The organism is Streptomyces abyssalis, assembly GCF_001751365.1.
Taxonomy (GTDB): Bacteria; Actinomycetota; Actinomycetes; order Streptomycetales; family Streptomycetaceae; genus Streptomyces; species Streptomyces abyssalis.
The window spans coordinates 81,910-102,336 of record NZ_LJGT01000035.1; the positions used below are offsets into that span (position 1 = coordinate 81,910).

General features: G+C 71.8%; 24 protein-coding genes and 1 pseudogene. 9 read left to right on the forward strand and 16 right to left on the reverse strand.

The window, feature by feature from the left end; translation table 11 throughout:
- Positions 1 to 65: 65 nt before the first annotated feature.
- Complete coding sequence (locus tag AN215_RS00570; protein WP_070008722.1) at positions 66 to 821, reverse strand: SDR family oxidoreductase; 756 nt, start codon at positions 819 to 821, stop codon at positions 66 to 68.
- A gap of 200 nt (positions 822 to 1,021) precedes the next feature.
- Between AN215_RS00570 and AN215_RS00575 the strand changes: the two genes are divergently transcribed.
- Complete coding sequence (locus AN215_RS00575) at positions 1,022 to 1,831, forward strand: GntR family transcriptional regulator (RefSeq protein ID WP_079122562.1); 810 nt, start codon at positions 1,022 to 1,024, stop codon at positions 1,829 to 1,831.
- Here the strand turns inward: AN215_RS00575 and AN215_RS00580 are convergent.
- On the reverse strand, positions 1,818 to 2,969 hold the full coding sequence (locus tag AN215_RS00580; RefSeq protein WP_070008723.1) for an ROK family transcriptional regulator: 1,152 nt from the start codon (positions 2,967 to 2,969) through the stop codon (positions 1,818 to 1,820). The two genes, AN215_RS00575 and AN215_RS00580, sit on opposite strands and share 14 nt — an antisense overlap.
- Before the next feature lie 120 nt (positions 2,970 to 3,089).
- Here AN215_RS00580 and AN215_RS00585 point away from each other — a divergent pair.
- A pseudogene (locus tag AN215_RS00585) lies at positions 3,090 to 3,629 on the forward strand (ABC transporter permease); the annotation flags it as partial.
- Between the two features lie 130 nt (positions 3,630 to 3,759).
- Positions 3,760 to 4,200 (forward strand): hypothetical protein, encoded by a 441-nt coding sequence (locus AN215_RS00590; protein WP_070008725.1) that lies wholly within the window; start codon positions 3,760 to 3,762, stop codon positions 4,198 to 4,200.
- Here AN215_RS00590 and mug read toward each other — a convergent pair.
- From mug to AN215_RS00625, 7 genes are all read right to left on the reverse strand, one after another.
- Positions 4,184 to 4,795, reverse strand: a complete 612-nt coding sequence (mug, locus tag AN215_RS00595) for a G/U mismatch-specific DNA glycosylase (RefSeq protein ID WP_107374245.1) — start codon at positions 4,793 to 4,795, stop codon at positions 4,184 to 4,186. The genes AN215_RS00590 and mug overlap by 17 nt on opposite strands.
- A gap of 17 nt (positions 4,796 to 4,812) precedes the next feature.
- Positions 4,813 to 6,240 carry an adenylosuccinate lyase gene (gene purB, locus AN215_RS00600; protein WP_070008726.1) on the reverse strand — a complete coding sequence of 476 codons (1,428 nt, stop codon included), beginning with the start codon at positions 6,238 to 6,240 and terminating at the stop codon, positions 4,813 to 4,815.
- 33 nt (positions 6,241 to 6,273) lie between these two features.
- A complete protein-coding gene (locus tag AN215_RS00605; RefSeq protein WP_079122571.1) occupies positions 6,274 to 7,044 on the reverse strand; it encodes an SGNH/GDSL hydrolase family protein in 771 nt (256 codons plus the stop codon).
- Between the two features lie 273 nt (positions 7,045 to 7,317).
- Positions 7,318 to 8,346: a hemolysin family protein gene (locus AN215_RS00610; protein ID WP_070008728.1), complete on the reverse strand. Its 1,029-nt coding sequence runs from the start codon at positions 8,344 to 8,346 to the stop codon at positions 7,318 to 7,320.
- Positions 8,343 to 9,692, reverse strand: coding sequence for a hemolysin family protein (locus AN215_RS00615; RefSeq protein WP_070008729.1), 1,350 nt, complete (start codon positions 9,690 to 9,692; stop codon positions 8,343 to 8,345). Before AN215_RS00615 ends, AN215_RS00610 begins: the two co-directional genes overlap by 4 nt.
- A 270-nt stretch (positions 9,693 to 9,962) precedes the next feature.
- Positions 9,963 to 10,385, reverse strand: coding sequence for a GNAT family N-acetyltransferase (locus AN215_RS00620; protein ID WP_070008730.1), 423 nt, complete (start codon positions 10,383 to 10,385; stop codon positions 9,963 to 9,965).
- Positions 10,386 to 10,474: 89 nt separating this feature from the next.
- Positions 10,475 to 10,855, reverse strand: a complete 381-nt coding sequence (locus AN215_RS00625) for a hypothetical protein (protein WP_070008731.1) — start codon at positions 10,853 to 10,855, stop codon at positions 10,475 to 10,477.
- A gap of 178 nt (positions 10,856 to 11,033) precedes the next feature.
- Here AN215_RS00625 and AN215_RS00630 point away from each other — a divergent pair, with 178 nt between their 5' ends.
- Positions 11,034 to 11,279, forward strand: coding sequence for a toxin-antitoxin system HicB family antitoxin (locus AN215_RS00630; RefSeq protein ID WP_070008732.1), 246 nt, complete (start codon positions 11,034 to 11,036; stop codon positions 11,277 to 11,279).
- Positions 11,276 to 11,647 carry a fic family toxin-antitoxin system, toxin component gene (locus AN215_RS00635; protein WP_070008733.1) on the forward strand — a complete coding sequence of 124 codons (372 nt, stop codon included), beginning with the start codon at positions 11,276 to 11,278 and terminating at the stop codon, positions 11,645 to 11,647. The genes AN215_RS00630 and AN215_RS00635 overlap by 4 nt, the downstream gene beginning before the upstream one ends.
- Before the next feature lie 74 nt (positions 11,648 to 11,721).
- On the opposite strand, the gene AN215_RS00640 is transcribed toward AN215_RS00635, so the two are convergent.
- From AN215_RS00640 to bioB, 4 genes are all read right to left on the reverse strand, one after another.
- Entirely contained in the window at positions 11,722 to 12,393 is a 672-nt protein-coding gene (locus AN215_RS00640; protein WP_070008734.1) for a class I SAM-dependent methyltransferase, read from the reverse strand.
- 107 nt (positions 12,394 to 12,500) lie between these two features.
- Positions 12,501 to 13,199: a dethiobiotin synthase gene (bioD, locus tag AN215_RS00645; RefSeq protein ID WP_070008735.1), complete on the reverse strand. Its 699-nt coding sequence runs from the start codon at positions 13,197 to 13,199 to the stop codon at positions 12,501 to 12,503.
- Between the two features lie 3 nt (positions 13,200 to 13,202).
- Complete coding sequence (locus AN215_RS00650; protein WP_070008780.1) at positions 13,203 to 14,528, reverse strand: adenosylmethionine--8-amino-7-oxononanoate transaminase; 1,326 nt, start codon at positions 14,526 to 14,528, stop codon at positions 13,203 to 13,205.
- A gap of 16 nt (positions 14,529 to 14,544) precedes the next feature.
- Positions 14,545 to 15,627, reverse strand: coding sequence for a biotin synthase BioB (gene bioB, locus AN215_RS00655; RefSeq protein ID WP_070008736.1), 1,083 nt, complete (start codon positions 15,625 to 15,627; stop codon positions 14,545 to 14,547).
- 214 nt (positions 15,628 to 15,841) lie between these two features.
- Between bioB and AN215_RS00660 the strand changes: the two genes are divergently transcribed.
- Complete coding sequence (locus AN215_RS00660) at positions 15,842 to 17,077, forward strand: 8-amino-7-oxononanoate synthase (protein WP_070008737.1); 1,236 nt, start codon at positions 15,842 to 15,844, stop codon at positions 17,075 to 17,077.
- A gap of 33 nt (positions 17,078 to 17,110) precedes the next feature.
- On the opposite strand, the gene AN215_RS00665 is transcribed toward AN215_RS00660, so the two are convergent.
- Together AN215_RS00665 and AN215_RS00670 are read right to left on the reverse strand one after the other, a co-directional pair.
- Positions 17,111 to 17,425: a hypothetical protein gene (locus tag AN215_RS00665; protein WP_070008738.1), complete on the reverse strand. Its 315-nt coding sequence runs from the start codon at positions 17,423 to 17,425 to the stop codon at positions 17,111 to 17,113.
- Between the two features lie 6 nt (positions 17,426 to 17,431).
- Positions 17,432 to 18,073, reverse strand: coding sequence for an ATP-dependent Clp protease proteolytic subunit (locus AN215_RS00670; protein ID WP_070008739.1), 642 nt, complete (start codon positions 18,071 to 18,073; stop codon positions 17,432 to 17,434).
- A gap of 75 nt (positions 18,074 to 18,148) precedes the next feature.
- On the opposite strand from AN215_RS00670, the gene AN215_RS00675 reads away from it, so the two are divergent.
- Positions 18,149 to 18,451, forward strand: coding sequence for a type II toxin-antitoxin system Phd/YefM family antitoxin (locus AN215_RS00675; RefSeq protein ID WP_070008740.1), 303 nt, complete (start codon positions 18,149 to 18,151; stop codon positions 18,449 to 18,451).
- Positions 18,452 to 18,506: 55 nt separating this feature from the next.
- Here the strand turns inward: AN215_RS00675 and AN215_RS00680 are convergent, their stop codons facing one another.
- A complete protein-coding gene (locus tag AN215_RS00680) occupies positions 18,507 to 19,457 on the reverse strand; it encodes a M28 family metallopeptidase (protein ID WP_070008741.1) in 951 nt (316 codons plus the stop codon).
- A gap of 430 nt (positions 19,458 to 19,887) precedes the next feature.
- Between AN215_RS00680 and AN215_RS29675 the strand changes: the two genes are divergently transcribed.
- Both AN215_RS29675 and AN215_RS00685 read left to right on the forward strand, forming a co-directional pair.
- The gene (locus AN215_RS29675) at positions 19,888 to 20,064 is read left to right on the forward strand and encodes a hypothetical protein (protein WP_171904099.1); all 177 of its coding nucleotides are present in this window, start codon (positions 19,888 to 19,890) and stop codon (positions 20,062 to 20,064) included.
- A complete protein-coding gene (locus AN215_RS00685; RefSeq protein WP_070008742.1) occupies positions 20,058 to 20,363 on the forward strand; it encodes a TetR family transcriptional regulator C-terminal domain-containing protein in 306 nt (101 codons plus the stop codon). Before AN215_RS29675 ends, AN215_RS00685 begins: the two co-directional genes overlap by 7 nt.
- Positions 20,364 to 20,427 lie beyond the last annotated feature (64 nt).

A 20,427-nucleotide genomic window follows, 5' to 3' on the forward strand; every position in this document is an offset into this window, starting at 1 on the left:
CCTGAACGGATCGCCCTGAACGGACCGCCCTGGCACCGGCCACGGCCGGTGCCAGGGCGGTCCGTTCAGATTCCGCCGGTGACCCGCAGCACCGCACCGTTCGTGAACGACGCCTCGTCCGAGAGCAGCCACGCCACCGCGGCCGCGACCTCGTCCGGCTCGCCCGGCCGTCCCACCGGAATTGCCGCCGCCTTCTTCCAGGGCCGCTCCGGGTCTCCCATCGTGGCGTGCATCTCCGTCAGAACGGCCCCGGGCTGGACCGAGTTGACCCGTACGCCCTCCGGCCCGAACTCCTTCGCGAGGCCGACCGTCATCGCGTCGACGGCCGCCTTCGACGCCGCGTAGTGCACGTACTCGCCCGGAGCGCCGAGGGTCGCCGCCGCCGAGGAGATGTTCACCATGCTGCCGCCGTCGCCGCCGTGCTCGGTCGACATCTCCAGCAGGGCGCGGCGCGCGCACAGCAGCGCACCGAGCACGTTCACATCGAGGACGCGGCGCATCACGTCCGTCGGCGTCTCGGTGAAGCGGCCGAGGGGCCCGGTCACTCCGGCGTTGTTCACCAGGCCCGTCACGGGCCCCAGTTCCTCGCGCACAGTGGTGAAGAGCCCGTCCACGTCCGCCTCGACGCTGGTGTCCAGCTGTACGGCCAGGGCGCGCACCCCTTCGGCGCGTACCGCCTGCGCTGTTCTCTCGGCGGCTTCGCGTGAGCGCTCGTACCCGATGGCCACGTGCTGTCCCGCCCGCGCCAGGCGCACGGCGACGGCTGCTCCGATGCCGCGGCTGCCGCCGGTGACGACCGTGATCCGCTGCCGTGTGGTCATGGCTCCTCACCTTCATTGATGAACGATGATCGATCATTGCACCCCCGGCTGGTCATGGCCAGATCTCACCCGTTTCGGATTGGTCTTGACCAACTCTTATGGCGGCCTTAAGGTCGGCCATACGCAAGGACCTTTAAAAAACAAGCACGCATAAAGCCCGTCCGGAACGCGGCAGGCTGACAGGGGAAGGCGGAGCCACAGTGGGGACCACACAGCTGGACACGGTGCCGGAGCCGAAGTACTGGCACCTGAAGACCGTGCTGTCGGACGCGCTGGACTCCGAGTTCGCGGTCGGCGAGATCCTGCCGAACGAGCGCGAACTGGCCGCACGTTTCGGCGTCGCCCGCGCCACCCTCCGGCAGGCCCTCGAACAGCTCGAACTCGAGGGCAGGCTGCAGCGCAGGCGCGGCGTCGGCACCACCGTCGCTCCGCCCCGCTTCGGCGTGGACGTCGTCCAGGGCGAGCAGGGCTGGCCGGGCACCCCGGACGACGCCTGGCAGACCGGCGAGAGCGAGGAGACCGCGCCCCCAGCCGGCGTTGCCGCACTGCTGGGCCATGAGCAGGGCGAGCCGGTCCACTCCGTGCGCCGTACGCGCATGACGCACGGTCAGCCGGTGGCGACCGAGGTGCTCTACGTACCGCACTCCTCGGTCCCCGCGCTGCCCGCCGCGGAGCCCGGTGCCGGTGCCGCACGCGGCCGCGCCGTGCTGCGGGAGCTGCAGCGCCTGGACCTGGAGGGCCAGGAGCGCACCGTGGAGCTGGGTTCCGTACGCGCCGACGACGCACGGCAGCTCGACCGGCTGCCCGGCGCTCCCGTGCTGGTCGTCACCACCTGCTACATCGCGCAGGGCACCACGGCCGCCGTAGGGGTCTCCACCTACCGTGCCGACACCTGCCGCCTCACCTTCGGCGACAGCAAGGTGCCCGAGCCCCTGATGACGGGCGCCGACGGGCCCGCCGAACCGGCCCACCGCAGGCACCGCGCCGGAGCGCGTCTCAGCCGGCGTTGACGCTGAACAGCTCGCTCTCGACCTCGTCGAGAGCGAGCCGCAGCGCTCCGGTGGCCACCGCCGCCTCGCCCAGCTCCGACAGCGCGACGCGCGGCGGCCGCAGACAGTAACGCTGCAACTCGCCGCGCAGGGGCTCCAGTACGTCGTCCAGCCCTGATGCCCAGCCGCCGATCACGACCAGTTCGGGGTCGAGCGCGAGTACCAGCGCCGCCACGTCGTGCACCAGCCGCTGCACGAACCGTTCCATGGCCCGCTCCGCGCGCTCGTCGCCCGCGCGGGCGAGGGCGAAGACCCGGGCCACGGCCGTCTCGTCTAGCGGATGGAGCGGCTCACCGGTGGTCGAGAGCAGCCGCTCCGGAGTGGCCTCGCGGCCCAGCAGGTGCAGCGCGCCGATCTCCCCGGCGGCCCCGCCGAACCCGCGGTGCAGCCGCCCCCCGATCAGTGACCCGGCGCCGGGGCTCAGCCCGACCAGCACCATGACGACGTCCTCGGCACCTGCCGCCGCCCCCTGCCAACGCTCCGCGACGACACCGGCGTTGGCGTCGTTCTCGACCAGCACCGGGCAGTTGAACGCCTCGCGCAGCCGTTCGCCGAGCTGCAGTCCCGTCCATCCGGGCAGTGCGGTGCTCAGCCGCACGGTGCCGTCGGCATCGACGATGCCCGGTGTGCCCACGCCCACAGCGCGCAGCGACCGGCACCCCACCCCGCTCGCATCGAGGAGCTCGGCGACGGTGCCGTGTGCCTGCGCCAGCCGCTCCTCCGCGCCCGCTTCCTCGTCGACGTCGTGGGTGACTGTGCCGGTGAAGCCGCCGGTGAGATCGGCCAGTACGGCTGCCGTGCGGTGCGATCCGATCTCGACCCCGAGCGCGTGCCCGGCCTCGGCGCGGAAGCGGAAGCGGCGCGCCGGACGTCCGCGCCGTGCCGCGTGCTCCGTGCCGCCGGGGCTCTCCTCGGCCAGACCCGCTTCGACAAGTCCCTCGACGACGCCCTCGACGGTGGGACGGGACAGCTCGGTGGCCTGCGCGAGGTCGGTCAGCGTCAGCGGGGCGCGGCCGAACTCCGAGCGCAGCACGCGCAGCACGGCGGTCGAGTTGATGCGTCGCAGCAGAGAAGGATCTCTGCCGGAGAGCCGCGCCAAGTCCGCCTCCCTGCCTGAGTCCAGGGACGGATGGTATCCGGTGCGGTGTGTTACCGCGAGTAGGGGAGCCTTCACCCGGGCGCTGCGAAGCCTGACTCGTACGCCACGATCACCGCCTGAGTGCGGTCGATCGCGTTCGGAGTGGTGGCGTTCTCCTCGGAGTTCCACAACGGGGCGCTGCGGGTGTCCCTGGCCGCGGTGCCGCGCCGCAACCTTCTCCTCGCGGCCAAGGCGGCGGTCGTAGGCGGTCTGGCCCTGGCGTCCGGCCTGGTCACGGGTGTGGTCACGTTCCTGTCCGGACAGGCGTTCCTCGGGGACGGCGGACTCGGTCTCACGTCACCCGGAGCCCTGCGGGCGTGCGTCGGGTGCGGCCTCTACCTCGCGCTCATGGCGCTGCTGGCGGCGGGCCTGACCGCTCTGCTGCGCAGCGGGATCGCCGTACTCAGCGTCCTCATCCCCTTCCTGCTGATCGTGGGGTTCGTCATCAGCGACGCCGCGGGGAGCGTCGCAGGCTATCTGCCGGACAGGGCAGGCCAGTTGGTGCTCCACCAGACCCAGGAGAGTTCCCTCGGCCCGTGGACCGGCCTGGGGGTGACGGCACTGTGGGCGGCGGCCGCGCTGGGCGCGGGCTGGCTGTCTCTGCGGCGCCGCGACACGTGAGACGGGCGGGACCGGCGGCCGGTGCCGCCCCGTTGCGGGCGCCCGCCTCGCAACGGGCCCCGGCCGCCGCCCTGCCCGTGACCGCCCTCGTGCGTATCCGGATGTCGGCCGTGGACGGTTTACTGGGACGATGAGCGACCTCGCACAACACCTGGCCACCATCGAGCTGTTACGCGCCAGGCACTTCCCCGCCCGGCACGGCAGGGAAGCCGGCGTGGTCAGCGGCCCGGGCTACCACGTGGCGGAGCTGTCCACGAGTGAGGGTTTCTGGGAGGACGACGGCACTGCGCGTTCCGCCACGGAGGACCAATACGGCGCGGAGTGCGGGGCGTTGAGCATGCTGCTCACCCGGCGGTGGGGCGAGCCGCAGGTCGTCAGCCTGTACGGCGTCCTGACGCGGAGTACGGAGGGCGAGGAGATGACCGAGCCGTGGCAGGGGCTGAGCGGCGGCGTCCCCTACGTGGAGCTGTGGCAGGCGGACGGCCGGTGGATAGCGGTGGGCGTCTCGCAGCAGGGCCCCGAGCTGCCCTTCCAGCTCATCGCCGCCGTCACCGTCAACGACCCTCCCTAGGCCCTGTCCTGCGCCCCCGTTCCGGCCCGGGGCGGGAGGCCTCCGCCGCCGGTCCCTGCCCGGCCGCGGCCGCCTCCCGCAGCCGGGCGTACTCCTCGGCCATGGCCTGCGGCGTCCAGTGGGCGTTGAGGCCACTGGGGTTGGGCAGCACCCATACACGCGCCCCGCCGATCAGCCGTTCCTGCGGGCCGATCCGAGCCGCTCGCTCGCCGAAGGCCGTGCGGTAGGCGGTCACACCCACGACGGCCAGCCACAGCGGCCGCAGCCGGGTCACCTTCTCCGCGAGCTGCCTGCCGCCCTCCCGGTACTCCTCGTCGCTCAGCTCGTCGGCCCGTGCGCTGGCCCGCTGCACGACGTTGGTGATGCCCAGCCCGTACGTCAGCAGTTCACGCTCCTCGTCGGGCCGCAACACGCGCGGCGTGAACCCGGACGCGTGCAGGACCGGCCAGAACCTGTTGCCCGGCCGGGCGAAGTGATGCCCCGTCGCCGCCGACATCAGGCCCGGGTTGATGCCGCAGAAGAGCACCCTCAGCCCTTCCGCGGTCACGTCCGGGACGAGTCTGCCGCGGGCGGCCTCCAGCTCCTCCCGGCTCAGGCGAGGAGCGCGCCGCGTCAGAGGATCGCTCCAGGCGTGTAGGCGGCGGCCTCCGGGTGCTCCTTGGTGACCTCCTCGATACGGGCGATCACCGCGCCCACCTGGCCGGCCGCCGCGCCGGTGAAGGCGAGCCGGTCCTCCATGAGGGCGCCCAACTCCTCGCGTCCCAGCGGGATCCGCTCGTCCTCGGCGAGCCGGTCCAGCAGTTCGTTGCGCTCCGCACCCGCGCGCAGCGCCAGCGCCGAGGCCACGGCGTGCTCCTTGATCACCTCGTGTGCGCTCTCCCGGCCGACCCCGGCCCGTACGGACGCCATCAGCACCTTCGTCGTGGCCAGGAAGGGGAGGTAGCGGTCCAGTTCGCGCTCCACGACGGCGGGGAAGGTGCCGAACTCCTCCAGCACCGTCAGGAAGGTCTCCATCAGCCCGTCGAAGGCGAAGAAGGCGTCGGGCAGGGCCACCCGCCGCACGACGGAGCACGAGACGTCGCCCTCGTTCCACTGGTCGCCTGCGAGCTCGCCCGTCATCGACGCGTAGCCGCGCAGGACGACCATCAGGCCGTTGACGCGCTCGCAGGAGCGGGTGTTCATCTTGTGCGGCATGGCCGAGGAACCGACCTGCCCCTCCTTGAACCCCTCGGTGACGAGCTCCTGCCCGGCCATCAGCCGGATCGTCTTCGCAAGCGACGAGGGCGCGGCGGCGAGCTGCACCAGCGCGGTGAGGGCGTCGTGGTCGAGGGAGCGCGGATAGACCTGCCCGACGGAGGTGAGGGCGTGGGAGAAGCCGAGATGGGAGGCGACCCTGCGCTCCAGTTCGGCCAGCTTCTCCTCGTCGCCGAGGAGATCCAGCATGTCCTGCGAGGTGCCGACGGGGCCCTTGATGCCGCGCAGCGGGTAGCGGGCGAGCAGATCCGTCAACCGTCCGTGAGCGGCGAGGAGTTCGTCGGCGGCGGTCGCGAATCGCTTGCCGAGTGTCGTGGCCTGTGCGGCGACGTTGTGCGAACGTCCGGCGACGACCAGTTCCGCGTGCTCACCCGCGAGCCGGCCCAGGCGCGCCAGGAGTGCGACCGTACGGTCCCGGGCGATCTCCAGGGAGCGCCGGATCTGCAGCTGCTCGACGTTCTCCGTCAGGTCGCGGGAGGTCATGCCCTTGTGCACGTGCTCGTGCCCGGCGAGTGCGTTGAACTCCTCGATGCGGGCCTTCACATCGTGGCGGGTGACCCGCTCGCGCTCCGCGATGGAGGCCAGGTCGACGTCTCCGAGCACGCGTTCGTAGTCGGCGAGCGCCTGCTCCGGGACGTCGACGCCCAGGTCGCGCTGGGTGCGCAGCACCGCGAGCCACAGCCGCCGCTCCAGCACCACCTTCTCTTCCGGGGACCACAGACGGGTCAGCTGGGCGGACGCGTAGCGGGAGGCGAGGACGTCGGGGATGCGGGGCTTGTCAGTCACACCGCCCGATTCTACGGGGTGGCGCACCGGCCTCTACTGGGTGTCCTCGCAGGCCAGCGCGGTCAGCTCCGGGCGCTTCGGAGCCCGTCCGTCCCCGCTGGAGCGGCCCGTCAGCCGCCGGCCGATCCAGGGCAGCAGATGTTCGCGCGTGAAGCGGACATCGGCACGGCGCCGCGCGAGCCACGCCGGTGCGGGAGACGCCGGGAGCGGTGCGCGCCAGTCCGAGAGCGCGGGATGCCCGAGCTGCTGGCAGACCGCCTCGGCCACCCGGCGATGGCCCTCTGCGGTCAGATGCAGCCGGTCGACGTCCCACAGCCGCTGATCGGCCAGGGACGCACCGGTGTACAGGTTCACGACGGTCGCGTCGTACCGTTCGGCCAACTCGTCTATGAAGGCGAACAGTTGCTCCATGCGGCCCCGGCAGCGCTCCAGTCCGGGACCGTTGCGTCCGGGGCTGTGCATCAGGACCAGCCGCCCGCAGCTGGGGGCCAGCTTCGCCACGCACTCCTCCAGCACGCCGCACACCCTGGCCATGTCGCAACGGGGGCGCAGCGTGTCGTTGAGCCCGCCGACGAGCGTGACCAGGTCGGCGTTCATCGCCGCGGCGGTGTCCACCTGCTCTGCCGCGATCTGCCCGATGAGCTTGCCGCGCACCGCGAGGTTCGCGTACCGGAAGCCTTCCTCGGCATCCTGCCGCGTCCCTGCGGCGGAGGGTGCGGGAGTCTCCTCGGCGCGGGCGGCGAGACGCGCGGCGAGCAGGTCGGCCCAGCCGCGGTAGCTGCCGTCCGGGAGCCGGTCGGACATGCCTTCGGTGAAGGAGTCGCCGAGGGCGACGAAGCTGCGGACGACGGGGGCTTCGGGATGCCCGGCGGTGCAGTCCGGCGCCACGGCACCGGCTGTCCCCGCGGATCCGGTTGTCCCGGTGGCCCCGTCTGTCCCTGCGGAGCCGGTCGTCGTGGCGGACGGGGCCGGCTGCGAAAACTCCTGCGTGCTGCTCACGGCCGTCCATCGTATCCGGTTGCTCCGGGCGACCTTCGGGCGCTCCTCCTGGGCGGCTCAGCTCAGCTCAGCCGCGGCTCACCGCTGCTCGTCCTCCTGGCTGCGGTGCACCAGTTCGCGCAGCACGTCCTCCATCGTGACCACACCCGCCGTACGCCCGTCGTCGTCCATCACCGCGGCGAGGTGCGTGCTGCTGGAGCGCATCGCTCCCAGCACGTCGTCCAGCGGCATCGACGCACGGACGCGCGCGATAGGGCGCATCGCCGTCGCCGGGAAGGCCGCATCGCGGGGGAGGGCGTCGAGAGCGTCCTTGACGTGCAGATAGCCCAGGGCGCGCCCCTTGCTGTCGACGACGGGGAACCGGGAGAAGCCCGAACTTGCCGAGAGCTGCTCCAGCTCCTCGGGAGTCACCCCCAGACGCGCGGCGACCACCTGCTCGGTCGGCTTCGCGATCTCGCCCACGGGTCGCCGGCCGAGTTCCAGCGCGTCACGCAGCCGCTCCGTGGAGCGGTCGTCCAGCAGCCCCGCCTCGCTGGAGTCCGCGACCATCTGCGCCAGTTCGTCGTCCGAGAACGTCGAGACGACCTCGCCCCTCGGCTCCACGCGCAGCAGCTTCAGCAGGCTGTTGGCGAAGGCGTTCACCGTGAAGATCACCGGCCGGAGCGCGCGGGACAGCGCGACGAGCGGCGGCCCCAGCAGCAGCGCCGCACGCTCCGGCCCGGCCAGCGCGATGTTCTTCGGCACCATCTCGCCCAGCAGCATGTGCGCGTACGTGGCGACGGACAGTGCGATGACGAAGGAGATGATGCGGGCCAGGCCCTCGCCCACGCCCATCGTGTGGAAGAGAGGCTCCAGAAGGTGCTCGATCGCGGGCTCCGCGACGACACCGAGCACCAGCGTGCACAGCGTGATGCCCAGCTGCGCCGCGGCCATCAGCGCGGAGACGTTCTCCAGGCCCCACAGGACGCGGCGTGCGCGCCTGTCGCCCTGCTCGGCGCGGGGCTCGATCTGCGCGCGGCGCACGGAGATCAGCGCGAACTCGCTGCCCACGAAGAAGGCGTTGGCGACTAGCGTCAGCAGCCCGATGAACAGCTGGATCGCGGTCACGGCTTCTCCTCCCCGGCGGATTCGCCGTCCTCTTCGGGCTCCGGGGGAGCGGTGAGCTGCGCGCGGGCGGCGCGGCGTCCGTGCGCGTCGACCACCTCGATGTGCCAGCCGGCGACGTCCAGGGCGTCACCCCGCTCGGGAATCCGTCCGAGTTCGGTGGCGATCAGCCCGGCGAGCGTTTCGTACGGGCCTTCCGGGGCGCGCATGCCGATGGCTTCGAGCTGGTCGGTACGGGTGGCGCCGTCCGCGTCGAAGACCCGCCTTCCGTCGGGATCGTGGCCGGCGGGCGCGAGGTCCGGCGGCTCCTGAGGGTCGTGCTCGTCACGCACCTCGCCCACGACCTCCTCGATGATGTCCTCGAGGGTGACGACGCCGGCCGTGCCGCCGTACTCGTCGATGACGACGGCGATGCTGCGCTCCCCGCCGGGCATGCGGTCCAGCAGCCGGTCCACGGTCAGCGACTCCGGTACGAGCAGCGGTTCCCTCATCAGCTCCGTCACCGGATAGCGGGGGCGCTCCTCGGCCGGGACCGCCAGCACGTCCTTGATGCGTACGATGCCGACGACCGTGTCCAGCCCGCCGCGGACCACGGGGAAGCGGGAGAGCCCCGTGGCACGCGTCGCGTTGGCGACGTCCTCGGCGTTCGCCTGCACATCCAGGGAGGTGACCTGCACCCGCGGGGTCATGACGTTCTCCGCGGTGAGCTCCGCGAGGTGCAGGGTCCTCACGAACAGATCGGCGGTGTCGGCCTCCAGCGCGCCCTCCTTCGCCGAGTGCCGGGCGAGGGCGGCCAGTTCCCGCGGTGAGCGCGCGGAGTCGAGCTCCTCGGTCGGCTCCAGGCCCATCATCACCATTATCCGGTTGGCCGTGTTGTTCAGATGCCGGATGAGCGGACGGAAGACGGCCGAGAAGACACGCTGCGGTGTGGCGACGGCCTTGGCGATGGGCAGCGGCCGGGAGATCGCCCAGTTCTTCGGTACGAGCTCCCCGACCACCATGAGCACGAGCGTGGAGAGCGCCGTCCCGATGACGAGTGCCGCAGACGGCGCCGCCGAGGGCGGCACACCCGCCGCCCGGAGCGGGCCCGCGATCAGCTTGGCGATCGACGGCTCGGCGAGCATGCCGACGACGAGGTTGGTGACCGTGATCCCGAGCTGCGCCCCGGACAGCTGGAAGGTCAGCGACCGCACCGCTGCCAGGGCACTCTGCGCGCCCCGCTCGCCGCGCTGCACCGCACGCTCCAGATCGGCGCGCTCGACCGTCGTCAGCGAGAACTCGGCGGCGACGAAGGCTCCGCAGGCCAGCGCGAGGAGCAGCGCCAGCAGGAGGAAGAGAACCTCGGTCACCGCACGGCCTCCGCTGGCGGCCGGAAGGCGCGGCGGGACGCGGCGTGAAACGCGGGGCGGGGCTGAGCGGTCACGACGTGCCGGTCACGGTGCTGTCTGCTGTTGGGAGAATCGCCCATCGGCGGACTCTCACACCTTTCGGTCGAGGCTGCCCCGGGTGGTGCGCGGGGTCGCGGACGTCACTGGTCGGAGGTTCGCAAGTGACGGCGGTCGTTCATCGTAGACGGACAGTGCCCCGGCGAGTTCCCCCGGCATCGCATCGGTATGCGCTCAGGACAGGTGCTTGACCCACCGGCTCCACTGCGGCTCCGAGCCGTAGCCGGCGGCGGTCCACGCGGAGTGCGCCGGGGCGTTGTGGTCGAGCACCATCGCATCGGCCCGCCGGCCGCCGAGTGCGGCGAACCGCCGCTCGGCTGCCTGAAGGAGCGCGCCGGCCACGCCCTGCCGGCGCTGCCGGGGGCACACGGCCAGACGGTAGAGATGGCAGCGCCAGCCGTCGTAGCCGGCGATCACCGTGCCCACGAGCTCTCCGTCGCGTTCCGCGAGCAGCAAGGCGTGCAGATCCCGGGCGACGAGTGCGTTCACGCCGCTCCGGTCGTCGCTGATGCTGGTGCCCTCCGCGGCCTCCGCCCAGAAATCCAGAACGCCGTCGACGTCGTGGCCTGTCGCTGCCCGTATCACGAGATCGCTCATGCCGGCAGTCGAGCATCCGGCCGCCGGCGACAGCCAGGGTTTTCACCATTCGGACGCGGTCCGCGTGGCACTCCTCGCTCAGCGCTCAATCAGCCGCGTATTCGCAACGACGGCGTCAGCACGACAAGCAGCACGGCCAGATTCGCCACCGTCCCGAACGGCAGATACCACAACCCGAGCACTGCGATGATCGTCACCGCCCGCCAGGCCCCCGCCGCGCCCGCGGCGAAGACGGCCCCCGAGGTGAGATACGCCGCCGCATAGCCGACGAAGATCCACTTGACCGGCAGCGACCTCGGGTCGAGCCCGATGCCGGAGAGCAGATTCGCCCAGGGGCCCAGCTGACCGGCGTGCGTGCCGCTGTCCGGCGTCACGAAGTCGCCGGTCACCAGGGCGTGCAGCCCGTCGAAGAGCATCCAGCCGCCCGTGACGGCCACCAGCGCCGACGCCACCCAGCCTGCCCAGTGCACGGCCTTCCCCCTCCCGTGATCCGAGGGATCCCCACAAGCCCCTCGACTCACGGAACTCTAGAGCCGGGCACTGACACCGGCCGGTGGCCGCGTAAGCATCTCGGCGGCACCGCACGTCCGCGGCAACCCCCGCACGCTCCCCCTCCCGCTGCTAGCGCATGAGTGCTAGCGTAGAGGTGTGTCGAAGACCCAGCTGAACGTCCGCGTGGACGAAGCGACCGCACAGACAGCGCGTGAGCGCGCCACCGAGCGGGGGATGAGTATGAACCGCTACATCGAGGAACTAGTCGAGCGGGACGCGGGCGAGGCCGGCCAGACCTTCGTCGAGGCGGCGTCGGACTTCATGAAGAACTACGAGTCGGTCTTCGCGGAGGAGTTCCCCGAACCGGGACGGCGCGAGAGCGAGGGCCTTCCGCGTACGTGACTCTCCGCATCGACCTCGCCTGGCTTCTGATGGTCGCGGAGGCGAAAGCCCCGGGGGACCCGCGTGTCACCGATTACGGTGCCCTCGTCGCCGCCGTCAGCAGGCACGAAGCGACCATATTCGAACGTCCCGTCTACGCGGAGCCGCACGACCGTGCCGCCGCACTGCTGCAGCTGCTGCTCCATGTTCCGGCGCTGGAGCGCGGCAACGCCCTCTTCGCCTCAGCCGCCGCCTACGGCTATCTCGTCGCCAGCGGCCTGCGGGTCACCACGTCGCCGGAGAAGATCCGCGATCTGGCCTGGCTGGTCAAGGACGGCTCAGCGGGCGTACGCGACATCGCCCTGGAACTGCGCTCCTGGACGCGCTGACAGGACGCAAGGACCCCGCGACGGGACGGGGAGACGGGACGGGTGACAGCGCGGGACCGCCCGCATGCAGCGGTTCACGGGCGCCGTGCGCTGCCCAGCACATGGAACGAGCTCGGGAGCACCGGACCGTCCTGCGGCACGACCAGCCGCCGGAACGAGACGTCCGTGAAGCCCGCCTCCTTGATCAGCCCGACCGGGTCGCGGGAGGTGTGACAGCCGCCGAGGAGCAGTGGCCACACCGTGGCGTCGAGGACACGCTGGAACCGCAGCATCCCGGGCCGGTCCTCGGCGCGGCCGTGCTCGTAGAAGCGCAGTTCACCACCGGGCCGCAGCACGCGACGTACCTCGTCGAGGGCCAGTGGGACATCGGGGAGAGAGCACATCACCAGGGAGCAGACCGCCGCGTCGCACGAGGCGTCGGCGGCGGGAAGCGCCTGTGCGGTTCCGTCGACCACGTGCACCGGCACCGGTGCCTTGCCCGCTGCCGCGGTGGCGGCCCCGCGCAGACGCGGCTCGGGCTCGACGGCGATCACCTCGGAGACGCCCGGGGGGTAGCGGGCGAAGTTGAGTCCGTTGCCCGCTCCGATCTCGATCACCCGGCCGGTGAGCCCGGACAGCAGCTCCTCCCGGTGTGCCCGCACCCCCATCCGTACGTCGGCCGCTTCGCTCTGCCGCTCGTAGAAACGGGCGAACAGCGGGTGACGCACGGCTCGTTCACGTGCCCGTTCGGTGTCACGTGCGGGCATGGCCCGTCCCTTCCCTCGGAGGCCGGCGCGCCGGAGTGACGCGGCAGGATGCCCTGATTCTGCCCCGCCGGCACATTCGCCCGGGAGGATACCGGCCGTTGAGGGTCTCAGCCGCCGGTGCGGGAGCCGCCCAGACCGGCTGCCAGCCAACCCGGCGCCGCCGCACGGAAGTCGGCGGTGGCCATGGCTCCCGCCCCCGCGGGCAGCACGCCCAGCAGGGCGCTGCCGGCGGCCGCCGGCAGATCCTCCACGTTGCAGCGCGCGGCCAGACCGGGCTCGGCGGGGAAGCTTCCGATGACCACGCCGCGGATGCGCAACCCGCGTGCGCGCAGCGCCTCCGCCGTCAGAGCGGTCGCGTTGAGTGTGCCGAGCCCGGCGGCGGCGACCACCACGACGTCGGCGTCCAGCAGGCGTGCCGCGTCCGCCAGCGTGGTCCCCGCATCGTCGTACCGTACGAGGAGCCCGCCCGCGCCCTCGACCAGCACCACATCGTGAACGGCGGCCAGCTCGCGCGCCGCCTCCGCCACCTGCCCGGGGGTGACGGACGGAAGCCCAGCCCGGCGCGCGGCGGTCCCGGGTGCCAACGGCTCGGGGTAGCGGGCGAGTTCGGCGCCGGTGACCTCCTCGCCCGCCAGCTGCCGCACCCGCTCCACATCGCCCGGTTCACCGTCGGCCAGGCCCGTCTGAGCCGGCTTGAGGACAGCCACGGAGCAGCCGCGTGCCAGAGCAGCCGCGGCCATCGCCGCCGTGGCGACCGTCTTGCCGACCTCCGTGTCCGTCCCGGTGACGACGGTGACGCCCCGCACCGGTCAGCCCTCCGCGGCCGCGGCGCGCATCGCCGCGCAGACAGCCGCGAGGTCCTCGTCGCCCGTGACGTACGGAGGCATCGCGTAGACCATGTCGCGGAACGGGCGCAGCCACACTCCGTGGCGCGCCGCAGCACGCGTCGCCGCGGCCATGTCGGCCTCGTGGCCGAGCTGCAGCACACCGATCGCGCCGAGTACCCGTACCCCGGTCACACCCGGCAGCTCCTCGGCGCCGGCCAGGCCCGTGCGCAGCCCCTCCTCGACGCGGCGCACCTCCGCGGCCCAGTCCCCCTCCAGGAGCAGCCCGACGGACGCGTCCGCGACGGCGGCGGCCAGCGGATTGCCCATGAACGTCGGACCGTGCGCCAGCACCGGAACCTCGCCCTGCGAGATGCCCGCGGCGACCCGCGGCGTGCACAGGGCCGCCGCGAGCGTCAGGTAACCGCCGGTGAGGGCCTTGCCCAGGCACATCACGTCCGGGGTGACGCCGGCGTGATCCGCGGCGAACAGGGCGCCGGTGCGTCCGAAACCCGTGGCGATCTCGTCCAGCACCAGCAGCACGTCGTGCTCGTCGCACGCCTCCCTCAACGCCCGTACGTACGCGGGAGAATGGAAGCGCATGCCGCCCGCACCCTGGACGACGGGTTCCACGATCACGGCGGCCAGTTCGTCCGCGTGCCTGCCGACCGTCTCGCGCAGGTGACGCACATAGGCCTCGTCCGGTGCGGCACCGAAACCGGGGGGTGGTGCGTCCGCGAAGACCTGCCGCGGCAGAACCCCGGACCACAGTTCGTGCATGCCGCCCTCGGGGTCGCACACCGACATGGGCTGCCAGGTGTCACCGTGGTATCCGCCGCGCCAGGTCATCAGCCGCCGCTTGGCGCCTCGCCCCTGCGAACGCCAGTACTGCAGGCACATCTTGACGGCGACCTCGACGGAGACGGACCCGGAGTCAGCGAGGAAGACGTGCTCCAGTCCCGCCGGGGTGATGTCCACGAGGCGCTTCGCCAGCCGCACGGCAGGCTCGTGCGTCAGCCCGCCGAACATCACGTGGCTCATGCTCTCCAGCTGCGCACGCGCCGCCTCGTTGAGCACGGGGTGGTTGTAGCCGTGCACCGCCGACCACCACGAGGACATCCCGTCCACCAGCTCGCGCCGCCCGCAGAACTCCTCGGCGAGGCGCAGACGCACCCCGGACGCGGACTCGACGACCAGCGGTGCCGCGCGGCCGGGCATGGGCCCGTACGGATGCCATACGTGCCGCCGGTCCAGGTCGAGCAACTCGCGGGTGTCCAGGGGGCTCCGGGCAGCGTGAGAGTCGTGACCCATGGGGGAGCGGGCGTCCTCACGCATTGGGCGGCAGCGCGGTGCCGGCTCCGCGCCGGCGCACGGCGACCAGATCCCCGGCGCGCTGTCCGGGGTGTTCACGGTGCTCCGGCAGGGTCGTGGTGCCGGTGCCCTCCACCTCGAATCCCGCGTCCGCGATCATGTCGAGGTCGGACTGGCCCGCCTGGCCCTCGCTGGTGAGGTAGTCGCCGAGGAAGATGGAGTTGGCCAGGTGCAGCGCGAGCGGCTGCATCGTGCGCAGGTGCACCTCGCGTCCGGCCGCCAGCCGCACCTCGGCGTCGGGGTGCACGAAGCGCACCATCGCCAGGATGCGCAGCGCCCGCTGCGGCGTGAGGTTCCACTGGTCCGCCAGCGGTGTCCCCTCGAAGGGGATGAGGAAGTTGACGGGCACCGAGTCCGGGTCCAGCTCGCGCAGCGCGAAGGCCACGTCCACCAGGTCCCCGTCGCTCTCGCCCATGCCTGCGATCAGCCCGGAACAGGCCGACAGGCCGGCGCCCTGCGCCTGACGCACCGTCTCCTGCCGGTCGGAGAAGTCATGGGTCGTGCAGATCTCTCCGTAGGTCGCCTCGGAGGTGTTGAGGTTGTGGTTGTAGGCGTCGGCACCCGCCTCCTGCAGGCGCGCCGCCTGGCCCTCGGAGAGGAGGCCCAGGCACGCGCACACCTCGACGCCCTCGTGCTGGTCCTTGATGGCGGAGATGGTCTGCGAGACACGGTCGATGTCGCGGTCGGTGGGCCCGCGGCCGCTGGCGACCAGACAGACGCGCTTCGCGCCGCCCTTGAGACCCGCCTCCGCGGCGGAGGCTGCCTCGTCGGGCTTCAGCCAGGTGTACTTGAGGATCTCGGCCTTCGAACCGAGACGCTGTGAGCAGTACGAGCAATCCTCAGGACACAGCCCGGACTTGAGGTTGACGAGATAGTTGAGCTTCACCCTCCGCCCGAACCAGTGGCGGCGCACCTTCCCGGCAGCGGCCACGACATCGAGCAGTTCGTCGTCGGAGGTCTCCAAAACGGCGAGGGCCTCGTCGCGGGTCGGCAGTTCGCGGCGGAGGCCCTTGTCCGCCAGCGTGTTCAGCAGGTCCATGGTGGTGATCCTTGCCGATTTCCCCGCTCAAGGCCAAGGAGAGAACTCACAACACCGCCCCGGAGCGGTGTGTGTATCGCCACACCGCTCCCCGGCGGCCGAGGGACTACGGTCTATGGACTGCCGACAAAAGCACGTGCCGCGTTCCCGTCCCCGTCCCCGGCCGGCCCGGCCGGTGAGGCACCTGCGGACGGAGACACGAGGAGGACCACCCATGCCCGATGAGCCCACCGCCGCCGCCACCGGCTCGTCGGGCGCGTCCCCTTCCGGCGCGGAGCACACGCCTCCGCCGCTCCCGGCCGGCGCCGGCGACCCCTTCTCCTGGACGGTCCGGGCCCGCCGCGACCGCCGGCGCGCCGGGCTCGTACGTGAACTGCGCCCCCGTCCCGCCGGCTCGGCCGCACTGGACCTGGCCGGGAACGATTATCTCGGCCTGGCCCGCCACCCCGAGGTGACCGGCGCCGCAGCCGAGGCGGCACACCGGTGGGGAGCGGGCTCGACGGGCTCCCGCCTGGTCACCGGCACCACCGAACTGCACGCCGGACTCGAAGCGGAACTCGCGGAGTTCTGTGGCTTCGAGGCGGCACTCGTCTTCTCCTCCGGGTACGCCGCGAACCTCGCCGCGCTCACCGCACTCACCCCGCGCGGCAGCCTGCTCGTCTCCGACGCGGGCAATCACGCCTCCCTCATCGACGGCTGCCGCCTCTCCCGCGCCGAGACCGCCGTCGTCCCGCACGCGGACCTTGACGCCGTGCACAAGGTGCTCGACGGGCACGACGGCCCCGCGCTGGCCGTCACCGACTCCGTCTTCTCCGTCGACGGGGACGCGGCACCGCTCCCCGCACTGGCCGAGGTCTGCCGCGCGCACGGAGCCGCGCTGGTCGTCGACGACGCACACGGCCTCGGGGTGCTCGGCGAAGGCGGACGCGGGGCCCTGCACGCCGCCGACCTCGCCGGCACCGCCGGTACGGTCGCGACCGTCACGCTCTCCAAGTCCCTCGGCAGCCAGGGCGGTGCGGTGCTCGGACCCGCACACGTCATCGCCCATCTCGTCGACACCGCCCGCACGTTCATCTTCGACACCGGGCTGGCACCCGCCGCAGCCGGAGCGGCACTGACCGCGCTGCGTGTCCTGCGCCGCGAGCCCGGACGCTCCCTCCGCGTGCGCGCCGCCGCCGCCTTCCTCCACGACAGGCTGACGGCCGCCGGGCTGTACGCGGGCCGCCCGGACGCCGCCGTGATCTCCGTACGGGCACCCACCCCCGACGACGCCGTCCGCTGGGCGGCGGCGTGCCGCGCCGACGGACTCCAAGTGGGCTGCTTCCGGCCGCCGTCGGTGCCGGACGGCATCTCACGGCTGCGTCTGACAGCCCGCGCGGACCTGGACGAGGAGCAGCTCGCCTCGGCGGTCTCCACGATCGAGCGGAACGCGCCGGCCGGCGCCCGCTGAACAGACCGGCGCAGGCCCTCGCCCCGGGGGCTCTCAGCCCGCCCTCGACCCGTCGGGCGGCAGCGTCACGCGCGAGGCGCGCCGCTCACCGTCCAGCACCCGCAGGGCGGTTGCCAGCGTCGGACCGTGCAGTTCGCTCTCGCCCCTCTCATGCATGAGCGTCAGCGCGTCGCGCAGCGCGGTCGCCTTGACCACGAGCGCCTGAGCCGCGCGCAGTCCGCCGTAGGTGTGCTCGCCACGTGCCGGGTTGATGCGTCCCAGCACGTCGAGCACTTCCAGATACGTGTCGACGACCTGGCACTCGGCACGCGTCAGGGCAGGCAGCGGCGGCAGTTCGGGCGGAAGCACGGCGCCTCACCGCCCGGAGCGGTTGCCGGCCGCCGCGCCCTTGCGGCCCTCGGTGAGCCGGTCGACCAGGCCGTAGGCGACGGCTCCCTCCGCATCGAAGATCTTGTCCCGTTCCAGGTCCGCGCGGATTCTCTCCAACGGCTGCCCGGTGTGCTCCACGTACATCTGCTCCAGCAGCTCGCGTGTGCGCAGCAGTTCTCTCGCCTGGATGGCCAGGTCGTCGGCCTGCCCCTGGACGGGTTCGGCGAACGCCGGCTGATGGATGACGATGCGCGCGCCCGGAAGTGCCAGCCGCTTGCCGGGAGTTCCGGCGGCCAGCAGCACCGAGGCGGAAGAGGCCGCCTGCCCCAGGCAGACCGTCTCGATGTCGCAGCTGACGTAGCGCATCGTGTCGTAGACCGCGGACATGGCCGTGAAGGAGCCGCCGGGGGAGTTGATGTAGATCGAGATGTCGCTCTCCGGCGCAGCCGCCTCCAGGTGGATGAGCTGGGCCATGACGTCGTTCGCCGCGGTGTCGTCGATCTGTGTGCCCAGGAAGATGATCCGTTCGTCGAGGAGCTTGGAGTACGGATCGAGCGTGCGCGTGCCGCTGCTGGTGCGCTCGGTCAGCTCCGGCAGGACGTAGCGGGCCGACGGCCGTTCGGGCATCACGTCACCTCTCCCACGGTCGGGGTCGTCGAACGTCAAAAATGTACAGGACGTACATGACGTTATGCTGGGAGCATGACCTACGAGATTCCGGTGACGCAAGCACGCGCGGCCCTCGCCGACCTGATCAACCGTGTGGTCTACGGCGGCGAACGTGTGGTGGTCACGCGGCACGGAAAGCCGCTCGTGGCGCTCGTATCGGCTGCTGACCTGGCGAAACTGGAAGAGCTGAACGCTGCGGCGGAGGACGGTGTGATCAGCACCGTCTCGACGGTGCGCGACGTGTCTTCCGCCGAAGGCGAACGTCAGCGTTTCGGCATCGCCGCACAGCACCGCGGCCCGGCCGCCGGTAACAGGCGGCCGGGCCGGGGGAGTTGAGCTTCAGCGCTGCGGAAGCGGCGCGCGGCTCACACGGGTGAGACGTCGCGGGGCGTCAGGAGCTGAGCTCCCAGACGGCGTGGGCGATGGCGTCGCTGTTCAGGTCGAGCGCCTTCTCGTTGATGTTCGAGACGTCGTCGCACTCCGAGTGGTAGCACTTGTCGTACGGCTCGCCCGCCTGGCCGTCCCACTGCTTGGCCTGCTCCTCGGTCATGGTGTCCCCGGCGCCGGTGAAGGTGCCGCCGACGGTCACTCCCGCAGCCGCGAACGAGGCGTGGTCACTTCGTCCGCCCACCTCCGCGGACGTCTCCGTTTTGATGTCCTTGGACTTGAACCAGTCCGTGAAGACCTTCTGCACGGCCGCGTCGTCGTCGTACACGAAGTAGCCCGCGTTGGGCGAGCCGATCATGTCGAAGTTGAGGTAGGCGCTGATGTTCTTCACTTCGTCCTGGGAGAGGCTGTCGACGTAGTGCTGCGAGCCGACGAGGCCTTGTTCCTCGGCGCCCCACCACGCGAAGCGCAGGTGCTTCTTCGGCTCCAGCTTCTCGGCGGAGACGGCGAGGGCGGTCTCGAGCACACCGGCGGAGCCCGAACCGTTGTCGTTGATGCCGGCGCCGCTGCCCACCGAGTCGAGATGGGAGCCGACCATCACCGTCTCGTCGGCGGAACCGCCACCCGGCCAGTCGGCGACGAGGTTGTACCCGGTCGCGCCACCGTGGTCGAACTCCTGGACCTCGGTCTTGAATCCGGCGTCGTCGAGCTTCTTCTTGAGGAAGTCGATGGACGCCTTGAATCCGGGCTCGCCGTGCGCGCGGTTGCCGCCGTTGGCCTCCGCCACCGACTGAAGCTCCTTGAGGTCCTTCTGGACGGCGTCCACGGAGATGTCGGGTGCGGCCGCTTGCTCCGGCTTGGCCGCCTGAGCTGCGCCTGCCCCGAGCAGACTTGCCGCCAGCGCGGTGCTCGCGGAGGCGATTATGAGAGTACGACGCTTCTCTTTGCGGATCACAGGGACTCCGATGCTGTGTGGGGGGTTCGAAGTTACTGCTGGGTCTTGCGTCCAGATGAGAATCGTCCGCGGGCACGCACGGCGTCAAGAGCGTTTACCGGACGGGGGGTTGCGGCATACGGAGAGTCGCGACCGGAACAGCCTGCTCAGGGGTGCGGTGAAACACCGCGGAGCCGTACGCCGCCCGTCCCTCCAACAGGCGGCGTACGGCCCGTACTTGGGACCGCCGTCCGGGCGGTCAGGCCGCCGGCACCCGTGGCCGCGGTTCTGCCTCGCCGGCCGCCTGCGTGCCCGTCCGCCGGCGCAGCCCCCCGATCGTCACGAGCGTGAGGCCGGCGACCGCCCGAACGGTCAGCACCAGCACAGGGGAGTCCGCTGCCCGCCGGTCCCAGCAGGGTGCCGAGACCGGCCACGCTCGCGCTGACCGCGGGTGAGATCAGTCGCCGCGGTCGCGGCCGAGACGCTGGAGAGCGTCCGCGATTCCTACGCCGCGGTGGCCGCCGCGGATCCGCCGCCCACCCCGGACGAGCTGTTCGGCACGGTCCCCGCCCGCCTGCGGAAGTCGGTGCGGACTCCGACGACGAGCGGGCGCTTCCGCAGATGCTGATGCAGGTGTGGGGGGAGACGCTGCGCAATCCCGAAGTGGCGCGAGTGCTGGCGGACGGATACCAGGGGCTGCGCGGGCAGTGGGTCGCGCTGGTCCAGCAGTACCAGGCGCGAGGCCGGGTGGACCCGGGAGCGGACCCCGACCACGTCGCGCGCACCCTCATCGGCATGGTGCAGGGGTACTTCGTGCAGCAGGCGCTCTTCGGCGGGATGGACCCGGACGCATTCGAGAAGGCGCTGCGGGCGCTGGTCGCGATGAACGTGCCGGAGCGGCGCGAGCGCGGCAAGCCGTCCGCGTGAATCCTCCAACACCGCGCGGGCGCAACAGGTCTGACGGTGCGGCCTCGCGTACGGACTGCGGCCG